Origin of the sequence: Streptomyces griseorubiginosus, assembly GCF_001514195.1 — a bacterium.
Classification (GTDB): Bacteria; Actinomycetota; Actinomycetes; order Streptomycetales; family Streptomycetaceae; genus Streptomyces; species Streptomyces griseorubiginosus.
The window spans coordinates 150,598-168,467 of sequence record NZ_KQ948743.1; the positions used below are offsets into that span (position 1 = coordinate 150,598).

General features: G+C 70.2%; 17 protein-coding genes. 10 read left to right on the forward strand and 7 right to left on the reverse strand.

Going from position 1 to position 17,870, the window contains the following annotated elements:
- Positions 1-16: 16 nt before the first annotated feature.
- Positions 17-181 carry a 50S ribosomal protein L33 gene (rpmG, locus tag AQJ54_RS34160; RefSeq protein WP_062244029.1) on the reverse strand — a complete coding sequence of 55 codons (165 nt, stop codon included), beginning with the start codon at positions 179-181 and terminating at the stop codon, positions 17-19.
- A gap of 417 nt (positions 182-598) precedes the next feature.
- On the opposite strand from rpmG, the gene AQJ54_RS34165 reads away from it, so the two are divergent.
- Positions 599-1,180 (forward strand): snapalysin family zinc-dependent metalloprotease, encoded by a 582-nt coding sequence (locus AQJ54_RS34165; RefSeq protein WP_062244032.1) that lies wholly within the window; start codon positions 599-601, stop codon positions 1,178-1,180.
- Positions 1,181-1,509: 329 nt separating this feature from the next.
- Entirely contained in the window at positions 1,510-2,442 is a 933-nt protein-coding gene (locus tag AQJ54_RS34170) for an aldo/keto reductase (protein WP_062244034.1), read from the forward strand.
- Between the two features lie 122 nt (positions 2,443-2,564).
- On the opposite strand, the gene AQJ54_RS34175 is transcribed toward AQJ54_RS34170, so the two are convergent.
- Positions 2,565-3,053, reverse strand: coding sequence for a GNAT family N-acetyltransferase (locus AQJ54_RS34175; protein WP_079070140.1), 489 nt, complete (start codon positions 3,051-3,053; stop codon positions 2,565-2,567).
- Between the two features lie 785 nt (positions 3,054-3,838).
- Between AQJ54_RS34175 and AQJ54_RS34180 the strand changes: the two genes are divergently transcribed.
- Positions 3,839-6,088, forward strand: a complete 2,250-nt coding sequence (locus tag AQJ54_RS34180; protein WP_063806483.1) for an RICIN domain-containing protein — start codon at positions 3,839-3,841, stop codon at positions 6,086-6,088.
- Positions 6,089-6,211: 123 nt separating this feature from the next.
- Here the strand turns inward: AQJ54_RS34180 and AQJ54_RS34185 are convergent, their stop codons facing one another.
- On the reverse strand, positions 6,212-7,351 hold the full coding sequence (locus AQJ54_RS34185) for a PucR family transcriptional regulator (RefSeq protein WP_062033194.1): 1,140 nt from the start codon (positions 7,349-7,351) through the stop codon (positions 6,212-6,214).
- Positions 7,352-7,438: 87 nt separating this feature from the next.
- On the opposite strand from AQJ54_RS34185, the gene AQJ54_RS34190 reads away from it, so the two are divergent.
- From AQJ54_RS34190 to AQJ54_RS34210, 5 genes are all read left to right on the forward strand, one after another.
- Positions 7,439-8,494 carry a ferredoxin reductase gene (locus AQJ54_RS34190; protein WP_062244042.1) on the forward strand — a complete coding sequence of 352 codons (1,056 nt, stop codon included), beginning with the start codon at positions 7,439-7,441 and terminating at the stop codon, positions 8,492-8,494.
- 7 nt (positions 8,495-8,501) lie between these two features.
- Positions 8,502-9,626 (forward strand): fatty acid desaturase family protein, encoded by a 1,125-nt coding sequence (locus tag AQJ54_RS34195; RefSeq protein WP_062033188.1) that lies wholly within the window; start codon positions 8,502-8,504, stop codon positions 9,624-9,626.
- A 153-nt stretch (positions 9,627-9,779) separates the two neighbouring features.
- Positions 9,780-10,751 (forward strand): hypothetical protein, encoded by a 972-nt coding sequence (locus tag AQJ54_RS34200; RefSeq protein ID WP_062033185.1) that lies wholly within the window; start codon positions 9,780-9,782, stop codon positions 10,749-10,751.
- Positions 10,752-10,788: 37 nt separating this feature from the next.
- Positions 10,789-11,118, forward strand: coding sequence for a hypothetical protein (locus AQJ54_RS34205; protein ID WP_062033182.1), 330 nt, complete (start codon positions 10,789-10,791; stop codon positions 11,116-11,118).
- 15 nt (positions 11,119-11,133) lie between these two features.
- A complete protein-coding gene (locus AQJ54_RS34210; protein ID WP_246091259.1) occupies positions 11,134-11,781 on the forward strand; it encodes a hypothetical protein in 648 nt (215 codons plus the stop codon).
- A gap of 98 nt (positions 11,782-11,879) precedes the next feature.
- Here the strand turns inward: AQJ54_RS34210 and AQJ54_RS34215 are convergent, their stop codons facing one another.
- The 4 genes from AQJ54_RS34215 to AQJ54_RS34230 all read right to left on the reverse strand — a co-directional run bounded on the left by AQJ54_RS34215 (position 11,880) and on the right by AQJ54_RS34230 (position 15,684).
- Positions 11,880-12,581 carry a response regulator gene (locus AQJ54_RS34215; protein WP_062033331.1) on the reverse strand — a complete coding sequence of 234 codons (702 nt, stop codon included), beginning with the start codon at positions 12,579-12,581 and terminating at the stop codon, positions 11,880-11,882.
- 78 nt (positions 12,582-12,659) lie between these two features.
- Positions 12,660-13,355, reverse strand: a complete 696-nt coding sequence (locus tag AQJ54_RS34220; protein ID WP_062244044.1) for a CBS domain-containing protein — start codon at positions 13,353-13,355, stop codon at positions 12,660-12,662.
- A gap of 16 nt (positions 13,356-13,371) precedes the next feature.
- Positions 13,372-13,836: a Crp/Fnr family transcriptional regulator gene (locus tag AQJ54_RS34225; protein ID WP_062244046.1), complete on the reverse strand. Its 465-nt coding sequence runs from the start codon at positions 13,834-13,836 to the stop codon at positions 13,372-13,374.
- Between the two features lie 132 nt (positions 13,837-13,968).
- The gene (locus AQJ54_RS34230) at positions 13,969-15,684 is read right to left on the reverse strand and encodes a SulP family inorganic anion transporter (RefSeq protein WP_062244048.1); all 1,716 of its coding nucleotides are present in this window, start codon (positions 15,682-15,684) and stop codon (positions 13,969-13,971) included.
- A 239-nt stretch (positions 15,685-15,923) separates the two neighbouring features.
- On the opposite strand from AQJ54_RS34230, the gene AQJ54_RS34235 reads away from it, so the two are divergent.
- Positions 15,924-16,829 (forward strand): universal stress protein, encoded by a 906-nt coding sequence (locus AQJ54_RS34235; protein ID WP_062244403.1) that lies wholly within the window; start codon positions 15,924-15,926, stop codon positions 16,827-16,829.
- A gap of 14 nt (positions 16,830-16,843) precedes the next feature.
- A complete protein-coding gene (locus AQJ54_RS34240; RefSeq protein ID WP_062244050.1) occupies positions 16,844-17,866 on the forward strand; it encodes a zinc-dependent alcohol dehydrogenase in 1,023 nt (340 codons plus the stop codon).
- Positions 17,867-17,870 lie beyond the last annotated feature (4 nt).

Sequence of the window (17,870 nt, forward strand, 5' to 3'; positions counted from 1 at the left end):
CGGGCCGGGGCCGGTGTCAGCGTGCCTCGCGGAACAGAACGTGCTTGCCGGCGACCGGGTCGTACTTGCGCACGACCAGCCGGTCGGGGTCGGCCAGACGGTTCTTGCGCGTCACGTAGGTGAAGCCGGTGCCCGCCGTCGACCTGAGCGTGACGACGGGACGCGTGGTGCTGCGTGCCATGAGGACTCCTTCCACCACCACCGAGCACTTTGACTCGGTCATGTCATGCAGTGGTATGAACACGGCAGCCCATCACGTCATTCCCGACGGCGATCAGCAGGTCGAGTCGGCCGCGATCAGCACACGCCGAGCGGGGTTCCGCGGCGCGACCAGAACAGCCCCCATGCGACGACGGGCCGAGCAAGCGCAGCACCCCGAGCGCCCGGAGATCGGCAAGCCAACTTCCGCCGCCTGGTGGATTCTGACGGATACTCACTCTGGCAGGTACATGACCGAAGGCGGTGCCAGGGCATACCATCGCAACGCCCCGGAGGGGCGGTCGACGGCGTGCCCGGCCCCTGCCGGACCACCCGTACCGCTCCTTCGCGCTCCCGGTCCCGCCGGGGCCGGAGTCCCCCCACGGATGAAGGAGCAGCAATGCCCCTCGGCACTTGGCTCAAGGCAGGCACGTCCGCCGCAGCACTCGTCCTCGCCACTGCGGGGACCGCGGCCGCGGTCCCCGCTCCCGCCGCTGAACCGTCCGCCGCCCAGGCCGCACCGGTGACACTCCGCTACGACGACAGCCGCGCCGCAGGCTGGGAGAGCGCGGTCGCGGCCGCAGTGGCCACGTGGAACGCGAACGTGAGCAACGTCCATCTGGTGGAAGCGGCGCCCGGAGCCGCGGCCGAGATCGTGATCGTCGCGACCACCGGCTGGCCGCAGGCCACGCTCGGCCCCGTTCGTCCGGGCCGTCAGGTGCGCGTGGAACTCGGCAGTCAGGCCGTGGACCAGGGTTACAACAAGACCCGCATCGCCGCTCACGAAATGGGCCACAGCCTCGGCCTGCCGGACACCAAGCCCGGCCCCTGCTCCCAGTTGATGTCGGGATCGAGCGCCGGTACGGCCTGCACCAACGCCACGCCCAACGCCACCGAGCGCTCCCGCGTGCAGTCCGCCTACGCGAGCGCGATCACCACGCTCACACCGGCCCAGGAGCGGATCCTCGTCGACGCACCCTGAGGGCCCGGCTGTCGAACGGCCTGCCTTCCCGGGGACCTCTTGCCGAGGTCCCCGGGACATGACCCGCGGGGCGTGGATGGATTCACATGGATTCACATCCCACAGTTCTCAATTTCAGAACCAACAGTTGTTGGATTTCTGGATCGTCCATTTCTAGAGTGAGACCGCAGCGTCTCACCGCATCGCGCAATACGGGGGTTGCCCGACGAGGATGGAGTGACGATGACCGGAAGCAGAATTCGCAGCCGCAGCGGTCTCGGGGGCGCCCCTGACGACCAGTCCGCAGGCACCTCCGCCTGAAACGTTCACGTCACAGCGAAAGAGCCCCCATGAAGACCTTTACCCTGCCCGGCACCGACATGGTGGTCCCCAACGTCGTCCTGGGACTGATGCGCATCCAGGACATGACCGACGACGCGGTACGCACGCTCGTCAACACGGCACGCGACGCCGGCATCACGTTCCTCGACCACGCCGACGTCTACGGCACGGACGACCACGGTTGCGAGCGCAGGTTCGCTGAGGCCATGAAGCTCAGTTCGTCGGAGCGTGAGCAGTTCGTCATTCAGTCGAAGGCCGGCATCGTCAAGGACGGGCCCTACTTCGACTTCTCTCATCAGCACATCGTCGAGTCCGTCAACGGTTCACTCCGCGCACTGGACACCGACTACCTCGACATTTTGCTGCTGCACCGCCCCGACGCCCTCGTGGAGCCGGAGGAGGTGGCCCGGGCCTTCGACGAGCTGGCGGCGGCAGGCAAGGTGCGCGCTTTCGGCGTCTCCAACCAGACCCCCCGCCAACTCGACCTGCTGCGCAAGCACGTGACGCAACCCGTCGTGGCGAACCAGCTCCAGCTGTCGATCACCCACGCGCCGATGATCGCGCAGGGCGTCGCCGCGAACATGCAGGACCTCGATCAGTCGGTCGTCCGCGATGACGGAATCGTCGACTACTGCCGCCTGCATGACATCACCATCCAGGCGTGGTCGCCCTTCCAGGCCGGATTCTTCGACGGGCCGTTCATCGGTTCCGACCGCTTCCCCGAGCTGAATTCGGTGATCAACCGGCTCAGCGACAAATACGGGGTGCCGGCCGAGGCGATCGCGGTCGCCTGGATCACTCGTCATCCCGCGCAGATGCAGGTCGTCCTCGGCACGACGACGCCAGAGCGCGTGAGCGCCGCCGCGCTCGGCTCCGACCTCCCGCTCACCCGCCCCGAGTGGTACGAACTGTTCCGCGCCGCCGGATACAAGGTCCCGTAGCCTCAGCTCCCGGTTGTCAGGCCCGACAGCGCCGGAGCCCTTCGAAAAGCCACGACGACCACTGGTCGTGGAACTTTCGTCGGACTCCGGCGCACTCCTCGTGACAGGACCGGCGCCCCACGTCACCCCGCAGAAATGCGGAACTCGAACGTAGGCCGGTCCCACGGCACGGCCGGCGGGTTCGCGGGTGCGGTCCCGGTCCGCACCGCACCTACTCGGTGGTAGAAGTCCTGCGAGGGCACGTGCGACACGACCTCGACACGGTCGAGACCTGCAGCCCTCGCCTCCGACTCCATGTGCGCGACAAGCAGCCGTCCGAGCCCCCGTCCTTGCGCTTCGTCGGCGACGAACAGCAGGTCGAGCTCCGGTGGAGCGAGGACGAGCGAGTAGAACCCCAGGATCCGGCCGCCCTGTTCGTCAGCGCTCACGGCTACGAAGGTTCGGTGGGCTTCGATGTAGTCGGGACCGACCCGGTAGCCCGCGACCGCGGCTGCGTACTTGCCCGCATAGGCGCCCGAGCCTCGCACGAGCCGGGTGAGGCGTTTCGCATCCCGCGCGACCGCCCTCCGAATCGTGATCGGCCGGCTGGTCGGGGAAGTGCGGGAACTCATCGGAAGAGTAAATCGCACTGCGCAGTGCCTGCCGACGGCGGGTCGGCTGATGGCGGTCGTGCGCAGCAGGCGGGGGGCTGCTGCTGTCAGTCATGCGCAGCAGGCGGGGGGCTGCTGCTGCCGGTCATGCGCAGCAGGCTGGGGCTGCTGCGCGTGTTCCGTGGCTACCACCGTGGCCGTTCGGCCACGTGCCGGCACAGGATGCCTGCCCTACGGATTTGTCCCGGACTCTTGACGCCCACCTCCTGACTGCGTAGACATGTCTGCGCAGTCAGGCAGCGTTGCACTGCCGAAGCGACGGCCACCGGGAGACGTCATGGCGCGAGCACAGGGATGGGCCGTGAGTTCCGGCGCGTCCAGCGGTGCAGGACCGTCGACGGGCGCCGACTTATCCGCGCATCGGTAATCGGCAGCAACCTCCCCGAACCACCCGCCTCGTGGCCGTGCCCCACTGCTCCGTCGACCGGGACGCCGACGAGCAACCTCCCCTCGACCCGAGGGCAACACAACTCCCCCCAGGCCGATGAGCTTGACGCCTTCCCGTTCGCTCAGCCGTCACGGCCGAGCAGGCACCCCCGTACGAATACCTCACCCCCATGGTCCGACCTCCTCAGGTCGAACGACTTCGTCACCGTCGGGTGGCGAAGGGCCGCCCGGACGACGGCGGCCCGGATTCCGGCCGAAGCAGCTGATCAGGCGACGCGGTGACTCGTGCAAGCGGGTGTCCGCAGGCCGCGCCCACGCGGTCCGCCACAGGCCCTCGGCCCAACCGTGAGCAGGATGAAATGCGCGTAAGAAGCAGACTGACAAAGTTCGGCGCGGCGCTGGCCGCCGTCTGTGCCGTCATCGTGTCGCTCGTGGCGGCGCCGTCGGCCGGTGCCTACTCCCCCACCCCCGGGACCGTCTACCAACTCCCCTCCAACCAGGCGTGCCTGAAGGGGCGCGGCAACTGCGCGATCTACCCGAAGGCCGCGCAGCTGAACAACGGGCAGCTGGTCGCCTCCTTCGAGCTGGCGACGGTTCCCTCGTCCGGTTCGGCGGTCGGTGAGACGTTGCCGGTCTACCGCAGCAGTGACGACGGGACCAGCTGGTCCCTGGTCTCGCAGGTCCAGGCCCCGGCCTACCTGTCGAGCGACCCGCAGTACGCGAAGTACACCAGCGCATGGACCAACCCCTACCTGTACGTCCTGCCGCAGACCGTGGGCTCGCTCTCGGCGGGCACGCTGGTCATGGCCGCCGTGGTGTCCGGCGACGACTCCTACTACCTCGAACACAAGGCTGCCGACCCCAACTGGACCCCCTCCGGTGACGGCGACCGCAAGGACCTGGCGATCGCGCTCTACTCCAGCACCGACCAGGGCACCACATGGAGCTTCCTCAACATCATCACCGGCGGCGGCTGGCAGGGAGGCAGCGCCGGCAACATCGGCACCAACGTCTCGAACGCCAACACCTACCACCAGGTCGACCCGGTGTGGGAGCCGTACCTGATGGTCTACAACGGCCAGCTCGTGGCGTACTACTCCGACGAGAACGACTTCACGGCGTACGACAGCGGCACCGGCGCGCTGACCACGGACCCCGCCAACGGCACGGCGACGGACTCGCAGGGACAGATCATCGCCCACCGCACGTGGAACGGCTCGTCCGGCTCGGCCTGGAGCAGTGCCGTGGTGGACGTGACCGGGACGACCGTCACCATGGGCGGGACCAAGACGGAGATCGGCGGCGGACGCCCCGGCATGGCGAACGTCGTCCCCACCTCCGACGGCAAGTGGATGCTCACCTACGAGTACTGGGGCGGCGGCGACAACGTCCGGTACAAGGTCGCCAGTGACCCGCTGCACTTCTACTCCGTGGGCGGCACCGCCGGGACCGGTATCTCCACGCTGCCCGTAGCCGGCGGCTCCGCGGCCCTCGCACAGGGCGGCAGCCCCGTCGTCATCCGCCTGCCTGACGGCCGCCTGGTCTACAACGCGGCCGGAAGCGGCAGTGTCTGGATCGACTCGACCGGCAGCAGCACCGGAACCTGGACCCAGTTCCAGACCACCGTCCCCGGCGCCTACAGCCGTAATCTCACCTACGACGCGAACACCGGGCGTGTGGTGATCCTGGCCAACCAGGGCACCTCCACGATCATCAACGCCGACATCGACTTCGGTCACTCGCAGGGCACTCTGTACAAGATCGTCAACAAGCTGACCGGCCAGGTCATCGGCACCCACAACAACATCACCGACGCCAACATCGGCAACGCCAACTCCCCCGACGTCCGTCTGGAGGCCGCCGGTTCGGCGTCCAACGCCGAGACCCAGTACTGGCACATCACCACCAAGCCCAACGGCGTCACCCTGCTCAACGAGTCGGGCGGCCGGGCCGCGGAGATCTGGGGCAACAACGCGGTGGCGGGCGCGCAGATCGGCAGCTGGGTCGACAACACGAGCACGGCCCTGTGGACCATGGTCCAACTCGCCAACGGCAACGTGCAGTTCAAGTCCACCGGTAACACGAGCCTGTACCTGACCGGCGCCTCCTCCGGCGCGAACCTCACTCTCCAGACCGCCAGCAGCAACGGCTCGCAGGAATGGACACTCGTGCCGGCCAACGGCGGCACCCTCGCCGGCAGCGCGCGCAGCCTGACCAACGTCAACACCGGCACCTGCCTGGACGACTACCAGAGCAACACCGCCAACGGCGCGAGCGTGGACCTGTGGTCGTGCACCGGCAGCACGCTTCAGCAGTTCAACGTCAGCAGTGTCGGCAACGGCCAGTACACGATCAAGAACGTCAACTCCGGCACCTGCCTGGACGACTACCAGGCCGGCCTCACCAACGGGACGGCGGCCGACCTGTGGTCCTGCAACGGCGGCGCCAACCAGAACTGGTCGTTCATCCCGATCAACGGAGGCAGCTACCTGATCGTCAACCAGGCTTCGGGGCTGTGCCTCGACGACCCCACCTTCACCAAGACCAACGGCGTCCTCGTGGACCTGTGGACCTGCAACGGAGGCACCAACCAGCAGTGGCACTTCTAGCCCGACCCGGTGACGCCTGACCCTGTCCTGCGCTGCCGCCCGGTTCGACGATCCGGGCGGCAGCGCACCTGGCATCTGGCGTCAGGCATCTGGCATCAGGCATCCACGCGAAGGTCGTACGACTCAGTCCGCCCGCAGACCGAGCGCCAGCGTCAGTTCAAGGACCCGGTCCGGCGACGCGAGATCCGGGAACAGCTCACGCAGTTGCGACATCCGGTACCGGACGGTCTGGGGGTGGACGAACAACGCCGCCGCCACCTCGTCCCGCCGGCCCTGGTGCAGCAGCCACGCCCGCAGCGTCTCCTCCAGCCGCCGCGCGGTCGCGTCGGGCAAGGTCCGCAACGGCGCGAGGGCGCGGGCACGCAGGTCGGCGAACGCGTCCGTGTCGGCGGTGAGCACCAGCTCGGGCAGATGCTCCTCGGTGTCGCGGATGCCGGAGGAGAGGGAGCGGGCGCGCAGGGCTCGGCCGTACGACGCGGACGCCCGTGCCCATGGCCGGGCCGGGCCGACCACGGCGGTCCGGTCGGTCAGCTGCCGCAGCAGATGCGACCGGTCGGCGTCGGGGACGAACAGCACTCCGGTGGCGTCCGGCAGATCGTCTAGGACGAGGGTGCTCGGGTCGAGGGCGCGGTAGGCGGGCCGGGCCTGGTCGGCCGGCAGCAGGACCGCGGTCAGCGAGACCGGAGGCTGCCAGCCGGCCCGCTGAGCGGAGGCCAGCAGCACGTCCGGGCTCGCCCCGGCGAGGAGGTCACGGGCCAGGTGCTCCAGATGGCGCTCCTGAGCCCGGCCCCGGGCGGCCAGTTCGTCGGCGTGCCCTGCGGCGCTCGCCGCGGAGAGCTCGTCGATGTAGGCGAAGGTCAGCTCGGCGAACTTGGCGACCTCGGCGGCGGGCAGACCCGCGGGCACGGCACCCGCCGCCAGGCACCGCCAGGCCACGCGGGCACCGACCCGGTAGGCGCTGAGCAGGGCGTCCATCGACCGGCCGTCGCGCACCTCGCCGCGACCGAGTTCGTAGGCCGCGTCCCCGGCGTCGCCGCCCGTGGCGTTCCCGCTCGCGAGGTCCAGGTAGTGCCCGAGCGCGGTGCGGACGGCCCGGCGGATGGTGCCGCCCATGCTGCCCGACAGGGCGTTGGCGTACGGAGGCACCTCGTCGATGATGGCCTGGACGACCTCGTCGGCGGTGCTTCTCAGCTCGGCCCGCAGCGCGGTGACCGTCGTCTCATCCAGGGCCAGCTCACTGGCCCTCCGGACTGCATGGCTCACGTTTTTGTTCCCTGCGAACAATCCAACCCACCAGATTCACATCCTACGGTCAGGACTTTACGCCCTGAGGCGCAGCAAGCTGGAATCATGACGAGTACTGCCCTCCGCACCAGGGCGTGGAAACTGCTCGAGATGGTCACGACGCCACTGCTGCCGTCGGACTACCTCGACCTGGTCAGCCCGCTGCGTGCGGGCGCTGACCTGCGCGGCCGCATCGAGGCCGTGCACCCCGAGACGAGCGACGCCGCCACGGTCGTGATCAGGCCCGGGCGGGGCTGGCGGGGCCACACGGCCGGCCAGTACGTCCGCGTCGGGGTCGATGTCGACGGGGTGCGCCTGTGGCGTGCCTACTCCATCACCTCACCGACCGACCGCCGGGACGGCCGCCTCACCATCACCGTGAAGGCGATCCCCGACGGCAAGGTCAGCAATCACCTGGTCCGCAGAGCGAAGCCGGGCACGCTGATCCAGCTCGACCACCCCACCGGTGACTTCGTGCTGCCCCGGGCCAAGCCCGCAAAAGTGCTCTACCTGACGGCCGGCAGCGGCATCACGCCCGTGATGGGCATGTTGCGCGACACCGAGTTCGACGACGTCGTCATGGTCCACTCCGCACCCCAGCCGCAGGACGTGATCTTCCGCAAGGAGCTGCACGACCTGGTCGCCGGCAAGAAGCTGCGGCTCACCGAGGTGCACACCGCCACGGACGGCATGCTCGACATCGCCCGACTCGACGAACTCGTACCCGACTGGGCCGAGCGCGAGACCTGGGCCTGCGGGCCCGCGGGCCTGCTCGACGCCGCCGAGAAGCACTGGAGCGAGCACGGCGTACCGGAGCGCCTGCACACCGAACGCTTCCGCCCCACCGTGATCGCCACCGGCGACGGCGGCCAGGTCACCTTCAGCACCTCCGGCAAGACCGTCGACGCGGACGGCGCCACGCCGCTGCTGGACGTCGGCGAGGAGGCCGGTGTGCTCATGCCGTCCGGCTGCCGCATGGGCATCTGCTTCGGCTGCGTCTCACCGCTCAAGGCGGGCGCCGTCCGCGACCTGCGCACCGGTGAGATCACCGAGGCGGAGCCGGGCGTCCTCATCCAGACCTGCGTGTCCGCCGCCGCGGGCCCCTGCGACATCGAGCGTTAGGAACACCTTGACCGCCATCGACCCCACCGCCCACCTGACCGCCGAGCAGATCGAGGAGCTCGGCCGCGAGCTGGACGCGATCCGCGACGAGGTGATCGCCGGCCGCGGCGAGAAGGACGCCGCCTACATCCGCAAGGTCATCTCGGCGCAGCGCACGCTCGAGCTGGTCAGCCGGGGCGTGCTGCTGTTCTCGATGTTCCCGCCGGCGTGGGTGCTCGGCACCGCCGGTCTGTCCGTGGCGAAGATCATGGACAACATGGAGATCGGCCACAACATCCTCCACGGCCAGTGGGACTGGATGCGGGACCCGAAGATCCACTCCACCACCTGGGAGTGGGACCACGTCTCGCCGGCCGACCAGTGGAAGCACTCGCACAACGAGCTGCACCACACGTACACCAACGTGATCGGCAAGGACAACGACCTCGGCTACGGCATCATGCGCGTCGACGAGGACCAGAAGTGGCACCCCTTCCACCTCGGTCAGCCGCTGTGGAACTTCATCAACGCCTGCTTCTTCGAGTACGGCATCGCCGCCTACGACCTGGAGCTCGGCAAGAACCTGCACAAGCGCCGCCGCAAGAACCCGGAGTTCCGCGCGCGGGCCAGGGCCGTGGGCCGCAAGATCCGCAAGCAGGTCCTCAAGGACTACGTGATCCACCCGCTGCTGTCCGGCCCGTCCTTCCTGCCCACGCTCGCCGCCACGTTCACCGCGAACCTGGTCCGCAACCTCTGGTCCCACTCGGTGATCATGTGCGGCCACTTCCCCGAGGGCGTCCAGGTCTTCGAGCGCCGGTCGATCAAGGGCGAGACCCGCGGCCAGTGGTATCTGCGCCAGATGATGGGCTCGGCGAACATCAGCGGCAGCAAGGCCATGCACTTCATGACCGGCAACCTGTCCCACCAGATCGAGCACCACCTCTTCCCCGACCTGCCGAGCAACCGGTACGCCGAGGTCGCGGTGAAGGTGCGCGCGCTGTTCGAGAAGTACGAGCTGGAGTACGTCACCGGTCCGCTGCCCGTGCAGGTCTTCTCGGCGTGGCGCAAGGTCTTCCGGCTCTCGCTGCCGAACCGGAAGAAGCAGCCCGTGGTCCAGACGCCGGAGCGCGAGAAGGAACTCGTCGCGGCCTGACGGCCGGCACGGGTGCAGATGCGAGCGCGGTGGCGGCCCGAGAATGCGTCGAGGTGCCGCCGTGCTCCATCGGTCGATCGACGTGACGGGCGGCCGCCTCGGCCGCCGTACCCCTCGAACGGGTCGCCCGTGCCTGGGGACTAGCCTCAGCGGATGACTCCAGCGCCGCTGCCGAAGGTCGTCACCCGCCACCGCGACGGGCAGATCCATGCCTACGTCGTGGACTCCGACGCTCACGGGACGCTGGCGCCCGCCACGGTCTACCGGCCCCTGGCCGGCGACGAGGTCGTGGCGTCGGTGGTCCGGCGCGATCTGGAGCGGGTCGTGTACACCACGCTGAACAAGGTCGTCTGCCTCACGCGCGCCGGCGACCTCGGGTGGGCCTCCGACTTCGAGCCGCACTCCGACGTACGCCATGGCCACCGCCCTGGTTGCGCGCTGTCCCTGGACGGCCGAACGGTGTGGGTCTACCGGCCGGACGCGATGGCGGGACGCGCAGGCGGCGACCAGTGGGTCGTCCACGACGCCGAGACGGGGGTGATCCTCGCCCGCCGAGAGCTGGAGACGGTCGGACACGGCGCCTTCCACTTCGTGCACCCCGTGGACGGCAGCATCTACCTCGACATCGGGGAGGGGCAGGACGGCTCCGTGATCGTCCGAGGAGCGGCGGTCGGCCCGGACAGTGAGCCGGAGTTCGTGCCGTTCCCGTGGTCGGACCGCTGCCTGATCGACCTGGCCCCGTCCGGGCGGCAGTTCATGACCGTCGACCACAACCAGACGGACGTCGCCTTTCACACCCACCCCGACGGGGACGTTCTCTTCACCCTCCCCGTCGAGGCCTTCGGGTACGACCCGGACGCGTGCTTCGTGGAATGGAGCGGCGGCTATCTGACCGACGAGACGGCTGTCGTCACCCTGGGCGGTGAGAGCGAGGACGAGGAGGAGTGGTTCCGGCACCATCTCGTCGACGTGCGCACGGGCACGGTCGGCGGGGAATTCACCGTCGACGTGAGCAATCCGTATGCGCTGATGCCCTTGGGCGACGGATCCTGGCTCACGGACAGCGCCGAGGGTCATCCCGTGCGCTGGTCCGGCGCCCCGCAGCCGTTCTCACCCCGCAGTTGACGGAGGCGGAAACCTCGCTGCTGCCTATACTCCTGGCGTGTTGAACACCCCGCGCCACTTCCACGTCTCGTCCGTGCTCAACCGGCAGTCGATCGCCCGGCACGGCCTGGACTGGACCCGGATGGGAGCCGCACGGGGCATCGCCGGCAGCCGCCGCCCCGAGGTGGAGGGGATCTTCGTCTGCCGGGACGAGGACGTGTCGTTCTTCCTCCAGATCAACAACACCGGTGGGCCGGTTGACGTCTGGGCCGTGGACGACGTCGACGAGGAATCCCTCCTCGACAACGGCAACGGCTTCTTCTACCTGCCCGAGCGCATACCGGCCGCGCGCATTCGGTTGGTGCGGTCGGATGTTCCTGCTCAGTGACGTTCTTGACTTCGCGTGACCACACACCAGAGTGGGGAGTTCATGTCCTTCGGCTTCAAGACGTCCTGGCTGGCCGTGCGTGACACCGGGCCGGAAGAGGTGGCCGATGCCCTCGGGCTACGGCACCGACAGCGCATGGACTGGGAGACCGGCACCGAACTCGCCTACTCGCACGGTGTCTTCGTCGCCAGGCCGGTCCCGGGGTGGACACTCGCCCACGGCAGGATGCATCTGACGCACCCGGCGGAACCGGAGGATCCGGAGTTCCCCGCCTGGCTGCGGTCGCTGGCCTCTCGTGTCGGGGACCTCCAGTACTTCCGCAACGAGCGTGTCAGCGACTACCACGTCTGGGCCAAGGTCGAGTCCGGTGAACTGACCCGCGCCTACTCCTACATCGGCATGAGCGGGGAGGTTCCGCTGCGCCTGGGTGAACCCACCGCCGTCGAGAGGGAGCTCGGTGTCGGTCTGGTCGGGCGGGAAGAGGTCCGGCCGGACTGGGGAGACACCGAATGGGACGCCTGGCACGCGGCGATGCCGACGGAACACGAGGTGATGCGGATCGCCGCCGACTGGAGTGTCTGCCCGGCACTCATCGACGATGCGTCCGTCACCGAGCCCGGGATCCACGGATTCCCACCGGGTGTCGATCCGGATCGCGCATGACCGACCTGAAGCTCCGATGAGATCGGGTGGCGTGCGAGCGCACGGTCCGGCGCGGGCACCGCTCTACCCCAGCCCCGTCCCCGACGCCCGACCACCGATCACCTGACGGGGCGTTCACCGGTGGCCGGTCGCTCCAACTGGGAGGCGAGGACCGCTGCCTGGACGCGGCGCTGGACGCCGAGCTTGGCCAGCAGGCGGGAGATGTGGTTCTTGACCGTCTTCTCGGAGAGGTAGAGCTTCCTGCCGATCTCGCGGTTGGTGAGACCGTCGCCGATGAGGGCGAGGATGTCCCGCTCGCGGGGAGACAGTCCGGCCAGCTCGGGCGACATGGTCGGTGTGTCGGCGGGGTCGGCACGCAGGGAGCGCATCAGGCGGGCCGTGGTCGCGGGGTCGAGCATCGACTGGCCGGAGGCGACCGTGCGGACCGCCGAGACCAGGTCGGAGCCTCTGATCTGCTTGAGGACGTAGCCGGAGGCGCCGGCCATGATGGCGTCCAGCAGTGCGTCCTCGTCGTCGAACGACGTCAGCATGAGGCAGGCCAGCTCCGGCATGCTGCTGCGCAGCTCCCGGCAGACCGTGATGCCGTCGCCGTCGGGCAGGCGTACGTCGAGCACGGCGACATCGGGGCGCAGCGCCGGAGCGCGGACGAGGGCGTGCTCGACGGTGTCGGCGTCACCGACGACGGAGATGCCGGGTTCGGCGTCGAGGAGGTCGGTGATTCCGCGTCGTACGACCTCGTGGTCGTCCAGCAAAAACACCCGGATCGGGTTCTGCTCCGTGAAGGTGCGTGGCTCGGTCATGACGACCCCTCGTCCCTGGCGGCGTACGGGCTGCGGGCCGCCCGTCACGACGATCATCGCTCGCCGGGGCCGGATGCACTAGGGCCGACCGGCCCTACTCGGGGACTCCGGTGGCCGCAAGGGCTCGTGGCAGCCGCGGTCCAGGTCGAAATCCACGTCGACCACACCCTCCACGGCGCGCACCAGGCGGGCGGCCACCGGGACCAGGGACGTGTCCCGCACCCGCCCACTCAGCCGCACCACGCCGTCGTGGACCTGGACGTGGACCGCCGAGGCGGGGAGCGGGAAGAGGTAGGACACGATCTCGCGGCGGATCTCCTCCGCGAGGTCCTCGTCGTCGCGCAGGAAGACCTTGAGGAGGTCGGAGCGGCTGACGATGCCCTTCAGCAAGCCCTGCTCGTCGACCACGGGCAGCCGCTTGACCCTGGCGCGGGCCATGGTGCGGGCGGCTTCGGCGAGGGTGGCGCCGGGGCGGGTGGTGAGGGCCGGGGCGGTCATCAGCTCCCCCGCGGTCACGCCGCCGGCCTTGGCGAGGTCGGTCAGGCGGCGCAGTTGGGTGTACTGGTCGGGGTCGCTGTCGCGGAACTCCTCCTTGGGCAGCAGGTCGGCCTCGGAGACGACGCCGATGACGCGGCCGTAGCCGTCGAGGACGGGCAGCGCGCTGACCTTCCGGTCCTGCATGAGCCGCACGATCTCCTTGAAGGTGGTCCCGCGGCCGACCGCGGCGACCGTGCGGGTCATGACGTCGCTGACGATGTGCGGGGTGCCGTGCATGACCGCTCCTCCCGGTTCACACGGGGCTGCCCGCGCCGTAGGGCGCGTACAGGTCCAGCAGCCGGGTCCTGGCGGAGCGCAGGCGGTGGGCGAGCACGTCGCCGACCCACTGGGCCAGGGCGCAGCCCATCGCCGGGTCGTCCTGGCACATCAGGCGGACGGCCGTGGCGTCGAACTCGTAGGCCCGCACCGGTGTCGTCGCCTCGGCGCCCAGATGCCAGACGTGGGGAGTGAACAACCAGGACCAGCCGACGAGTTCGTTGTGCTGGAGGATCTCGATGACGGCGGCTCGGCGGCCGGGCACGTGCATGTCGAGTTCGACCGTGCCGGTGCGGACGATCCAGAAACGGTCGGCCTTGCCGCCCTCCTCGAACAGCCGTGTCCCCTGGGGGATGGACACCTCGCGGGCGACGCGCATGAGGCGCTCCCGGTGCTCGACGGGCAGGGCTCGCAGCATGCTGGGGGTGTGAGTGGTGACCATGACGCGCCTCCTGCGGGACGGGGGGACCTGCCATGGGCAGCTTGTGCCTGACGGCCTGCGGCGGGCCATGGGCCACCCGGCCCCTCGACCGGGCCGCTCGGCTCCTGCGAAGCGGGTCGACGGGGAGCAGGTCTATTCGGCGTCCGCCCGGGTCCAGAGGCGGTAGGCGGCCACCGCGCTCGGGAGCGTCGGGAAGATCCGGTCCGCGCCCACCGAGTCGGCGAGGCCGTACGCGCTGAGGTCGTCCAGCAGGTCCTGTTTCACCCTGGCCAGGGCGAACGTGATCTTGCGGGCGGTGAGTTCGCGGCGCAGTGCGTCCACGGCGTCGAGGGCGGTGATGTCGACCTCCACGTTGGCCTCGGTGTTGAGGAGGAACCACCGCACGGGCTCGGTCTGCATGTCGACCGCGGCCAGGGCCCGCCGGTGGAAGTCCTCCGCGTTGGCGAAGAACAGCGGGGAGTCGTAGCGGTAGACGAGCAGCCCGGGAATCGTGCGGGCTGTGGGGTAGTCGTCGATGTCGTGCATGCCTGCCACGCCCGGGACGAGGCCCTCGATCGCGTCGTGCGGGCGGGCCACCCGGCTCAGCAGCTCGGCGACCGACAGGCCGACGGCGACGAGGACGCCGTAGAGGATGTCCAGGGCCAGGACCCCGGCCAGACAGCCGAGCGCGAGCAGCAACTCGCGGCGGCGGAAGGCGGCCAGGCGGCGGAAGCCCGCCAGGTCGATCATGCGGACGGCGGCGTAGACGACGAGCGCGCCGAGGACCGCGGAGGGCATACGGGTGAGCAGGGGGCTGAGGAGGAGCAGGACGGCGACCACCGCGGCACCGGCGACCAGGGAGTACGCCTGGCTGCGGGCGCCGGCCGAGGCGGCGAGGGCGGTGCGGCTGGCGCTGCTGCTGACGGGGAAGCCGTGCAGGACACCGGCGCCGAGGTTGGCGGCGCCCAGGGCGAGGAACTCCTGGTCGGCGTCGAGCGCGGGGCCCTGGCCGTCGGACGCGAACGCCCGTGCGGTGAGGATGAAGTCCGTGTACGCGACCAGGAGCACGCCGAGGGCGGGAAGGACGAGCCGCGGCACCTCGCCGAAGTCCGGCCAGGCCACGGCGGGCAGGCCCGAGGGGACCTCCCCGATCACCTTGACGCCGTACCGGCCGTCGAGGTCGAGGACCACCACGGCGAGGGTGGCGAGGACGACCGCGAGCAGCGGTCCGGGCACGGCGGGGAGGTATCGCGCCATCACGAAGAGCAGGGCGAGCACGGCAGCGGAGAGGACGACGGTGGCCGGGTGGGCGTCGGTCAGGTCCCGTGCGAAGGACCACAGTTGAGGGAAGAACCGGGTCTCGGTCGTCCCGACGCCGGTGAGTCTGGGCAACTGGTCCACCACCATGATCAGTGCCACGCCCGCCAGATAGCCGATCAGTACGGGGCGGGAGAGCAGGTCCGCGAGGAAGCCCAGGCGTACGGCGCGGGCGACCAGGCACAGCAGGCCCACGGTGACCGCGAGCGTGGCCGCGAGGGTGGCGTAGCGGCCGGGGTGCCCGGCGGCGAGCGGGCCTACCACGGTGGTCGTCATCAGGGCGGTGGTGGACTCGGGGCCCACCGACAGCAGGCGTGAGGAGCCGAACAGCGCGTACAGCGCGAGGGCGGGCAGGATCGCCCACAGTCCGGCGACCGGCGGCAGCCCGGCCACGCCCGCGTAGGCCATCACCTGCGGCACCAGGTACGCGGCCACGGTGAGGCCGGCCAGCAGGTCGCCGCGCAGCCAGGCACGCCGGTAGCCGAGGAGGACGACGACTCCGGGGGCCAGGGGCCGTCGCCCCGTCCCGTGTCCGGCTGTGTCGCGTGCCATGGGCAGCCCCTTTCGTCCGGGCTCAGGATGCACCACCGTTCCCGGCACTCCGGCCGACGGAAGGCGACGGCCCACCCGACGGGCCCGCGCCGACCGCGGGCGGGGCTGCGGGCCCGGCGCTGTCGAAGACGTCCCGGTGGGGCCGATCGGCCCCACCGGCAGGGAAGTGCGGCCCCTGCCACGGGCCCCGTCCACGGACGAGTCTCATAGAGGAGCCCCCGATCCAAGAGGTGGAGATCATGACTCGCACCATCACCGTCGGCCTCGACGGTTCGAGCGAAAGCCGGGCTGCCGCCGAATGGGCGGCACGCGAGGCCGCACTGCTCGGTCTGCCGCTGAAGCTGGTGCACGTCTGGGAGCCGGTCCCCGCACCCATGGCCCAGGCCCCCCTCCTCGGCGCCGAGACGCAGCAGCACTGGACCGAGCGCGTTCCCCGCGAGGCGGCCGACGGCATCCGGCTGCGCCACCCGGGCCTTGAGGTCTCCGCTGAGCAGCTGTCCGGCCGGCCCGCCGACGTCCTGACGGACGCGGCGAAGGACGCCGAGCTGCTGGTGGTGGGCTCGCGCGCCCTGAGCGGCCTCGGCGGTTTCCTGGTCGGCTCGGTCGCTCTGGCCGTCGTGGCGCACGCCGAGCAGCCGGTCGTCCTGGTCCGGGCCGGGGAGCAGGCCGCCGACGAGCACGAGATGGACCCGGTCGGCATCCCGTCCTCCGCGACCCCGTTCCGGCCCGTGGTGCTCGGCCTCGACATCGAGAGCCCGGACGAAGCGCTGATCGAGTTCGCCTTCGCGGCAGCGGCCCGCCGCAACACGTCCCTGCGCGTCGTGCACGGCTGGAACCCGCCCCCGTACTACGCCTACGGCCTCGCCACCGACTTCGAACTCCACGCCGCCCTGGCCCGCCGCGAGTCCGTGGCCCTCGCCGAACTCCTGAGCCCGTGGCGCGACAAGCACCCGGACGTCGAGGTCACCGAGGAGTCCTCCTACGGCACCGCCGGGAACCACCTCGCCGACGCCTCCCGCGATTCCTCCCTCGTCGTCGTGGGTCGCCGCGTCCGCCGCAACCCGTTCGGCGCCCACATCGGTCCCGTCACCCATGCCGTGCTGCACCACTCCGTCGCCCCTGTCGCCGTAGTCCCCCATCCGTGAGGAGAGCAGCAACCATGAAGGCAGCAGTCGTACGAGCCTTCGGCGCACCCCTCGTCATCGAGGAACGTCCCGATCCCGAGCCGGGCCCGGGCCAGGTCCGGATCCGCCTCGAGGCGTCCGGGCTGTGCCACACCGACATCCACGCCGCCCGCGGTGACTGGCCCGTCAAGCCGATCCCGCCCTTCGTCCCCGGCCACGAGGGCGTCGGCCTGGTCGAGAAGCTCGGCGAGGGCGTCACCCACCTCGGCGTCGGGCAGCGGGTCGCCGTGCCCTGGCTCGGCAAGGCCTGCGGTCGGTGCGAGCACTGCCTGTCCGGCTGGGAGACCCTGTGCGAGCAGCAGGTCAACACCGGTTACGGCTGCGACGGCGGGTACGCCGAGAAGATGCTGGCCTGGGCCGACTTCGCACAGCCCGTGCCGGACGGCGTCAGCGCCCTCGACGCGGCCCCGCTGACCTGCGCGGGCGTCACGACGTACAAGGCGCTCAAGGTCGCGGGGGTTCGGCCCGCCCAGCTCGTCGCCGTCTCCGGCATCGGCGGGCTCGGTCATCTGGCCGTGCAGTACGCGAAGATCGCCGGCGCCCGGGTGGCCGCGATCGACGTCACCGACGACAAGCTCGAACTCGCCGCCGAACTCGGCGCGGACCTGGTCGTCGACGCCCGCAAGGACGACGTCGGCGCCGTCCTGAGGCAGGCCGGCGGGGCGCACGCGGCGATCGCCCTGGCGGTGAACGAGGACGCCTTCGCCGCCGTCAACTCCGGTCTGCGGCGCGGCGGAAAGCTCGTCATGGTCGCCCTGCCCGCGCACGGCACGATCCAGGTGCCGATCTTCGACACCGTCCTCAACGGGACGAGCGTGATCGGCTCGATCGTCGGCACCCGACAGGACCTCGCCGAGGTGTTCCAGCTGCACGCGGCAGGGCGCACCCGGGTGATCTCCGAGATCCGCTCGCTCGACACGGTCAACGAATCCATCGACGACGTGCTGCGCGGTCAGGTCAAGGCCCGCATCGTCTTCGACCTGGGCACGGGGAGGTGAGCGC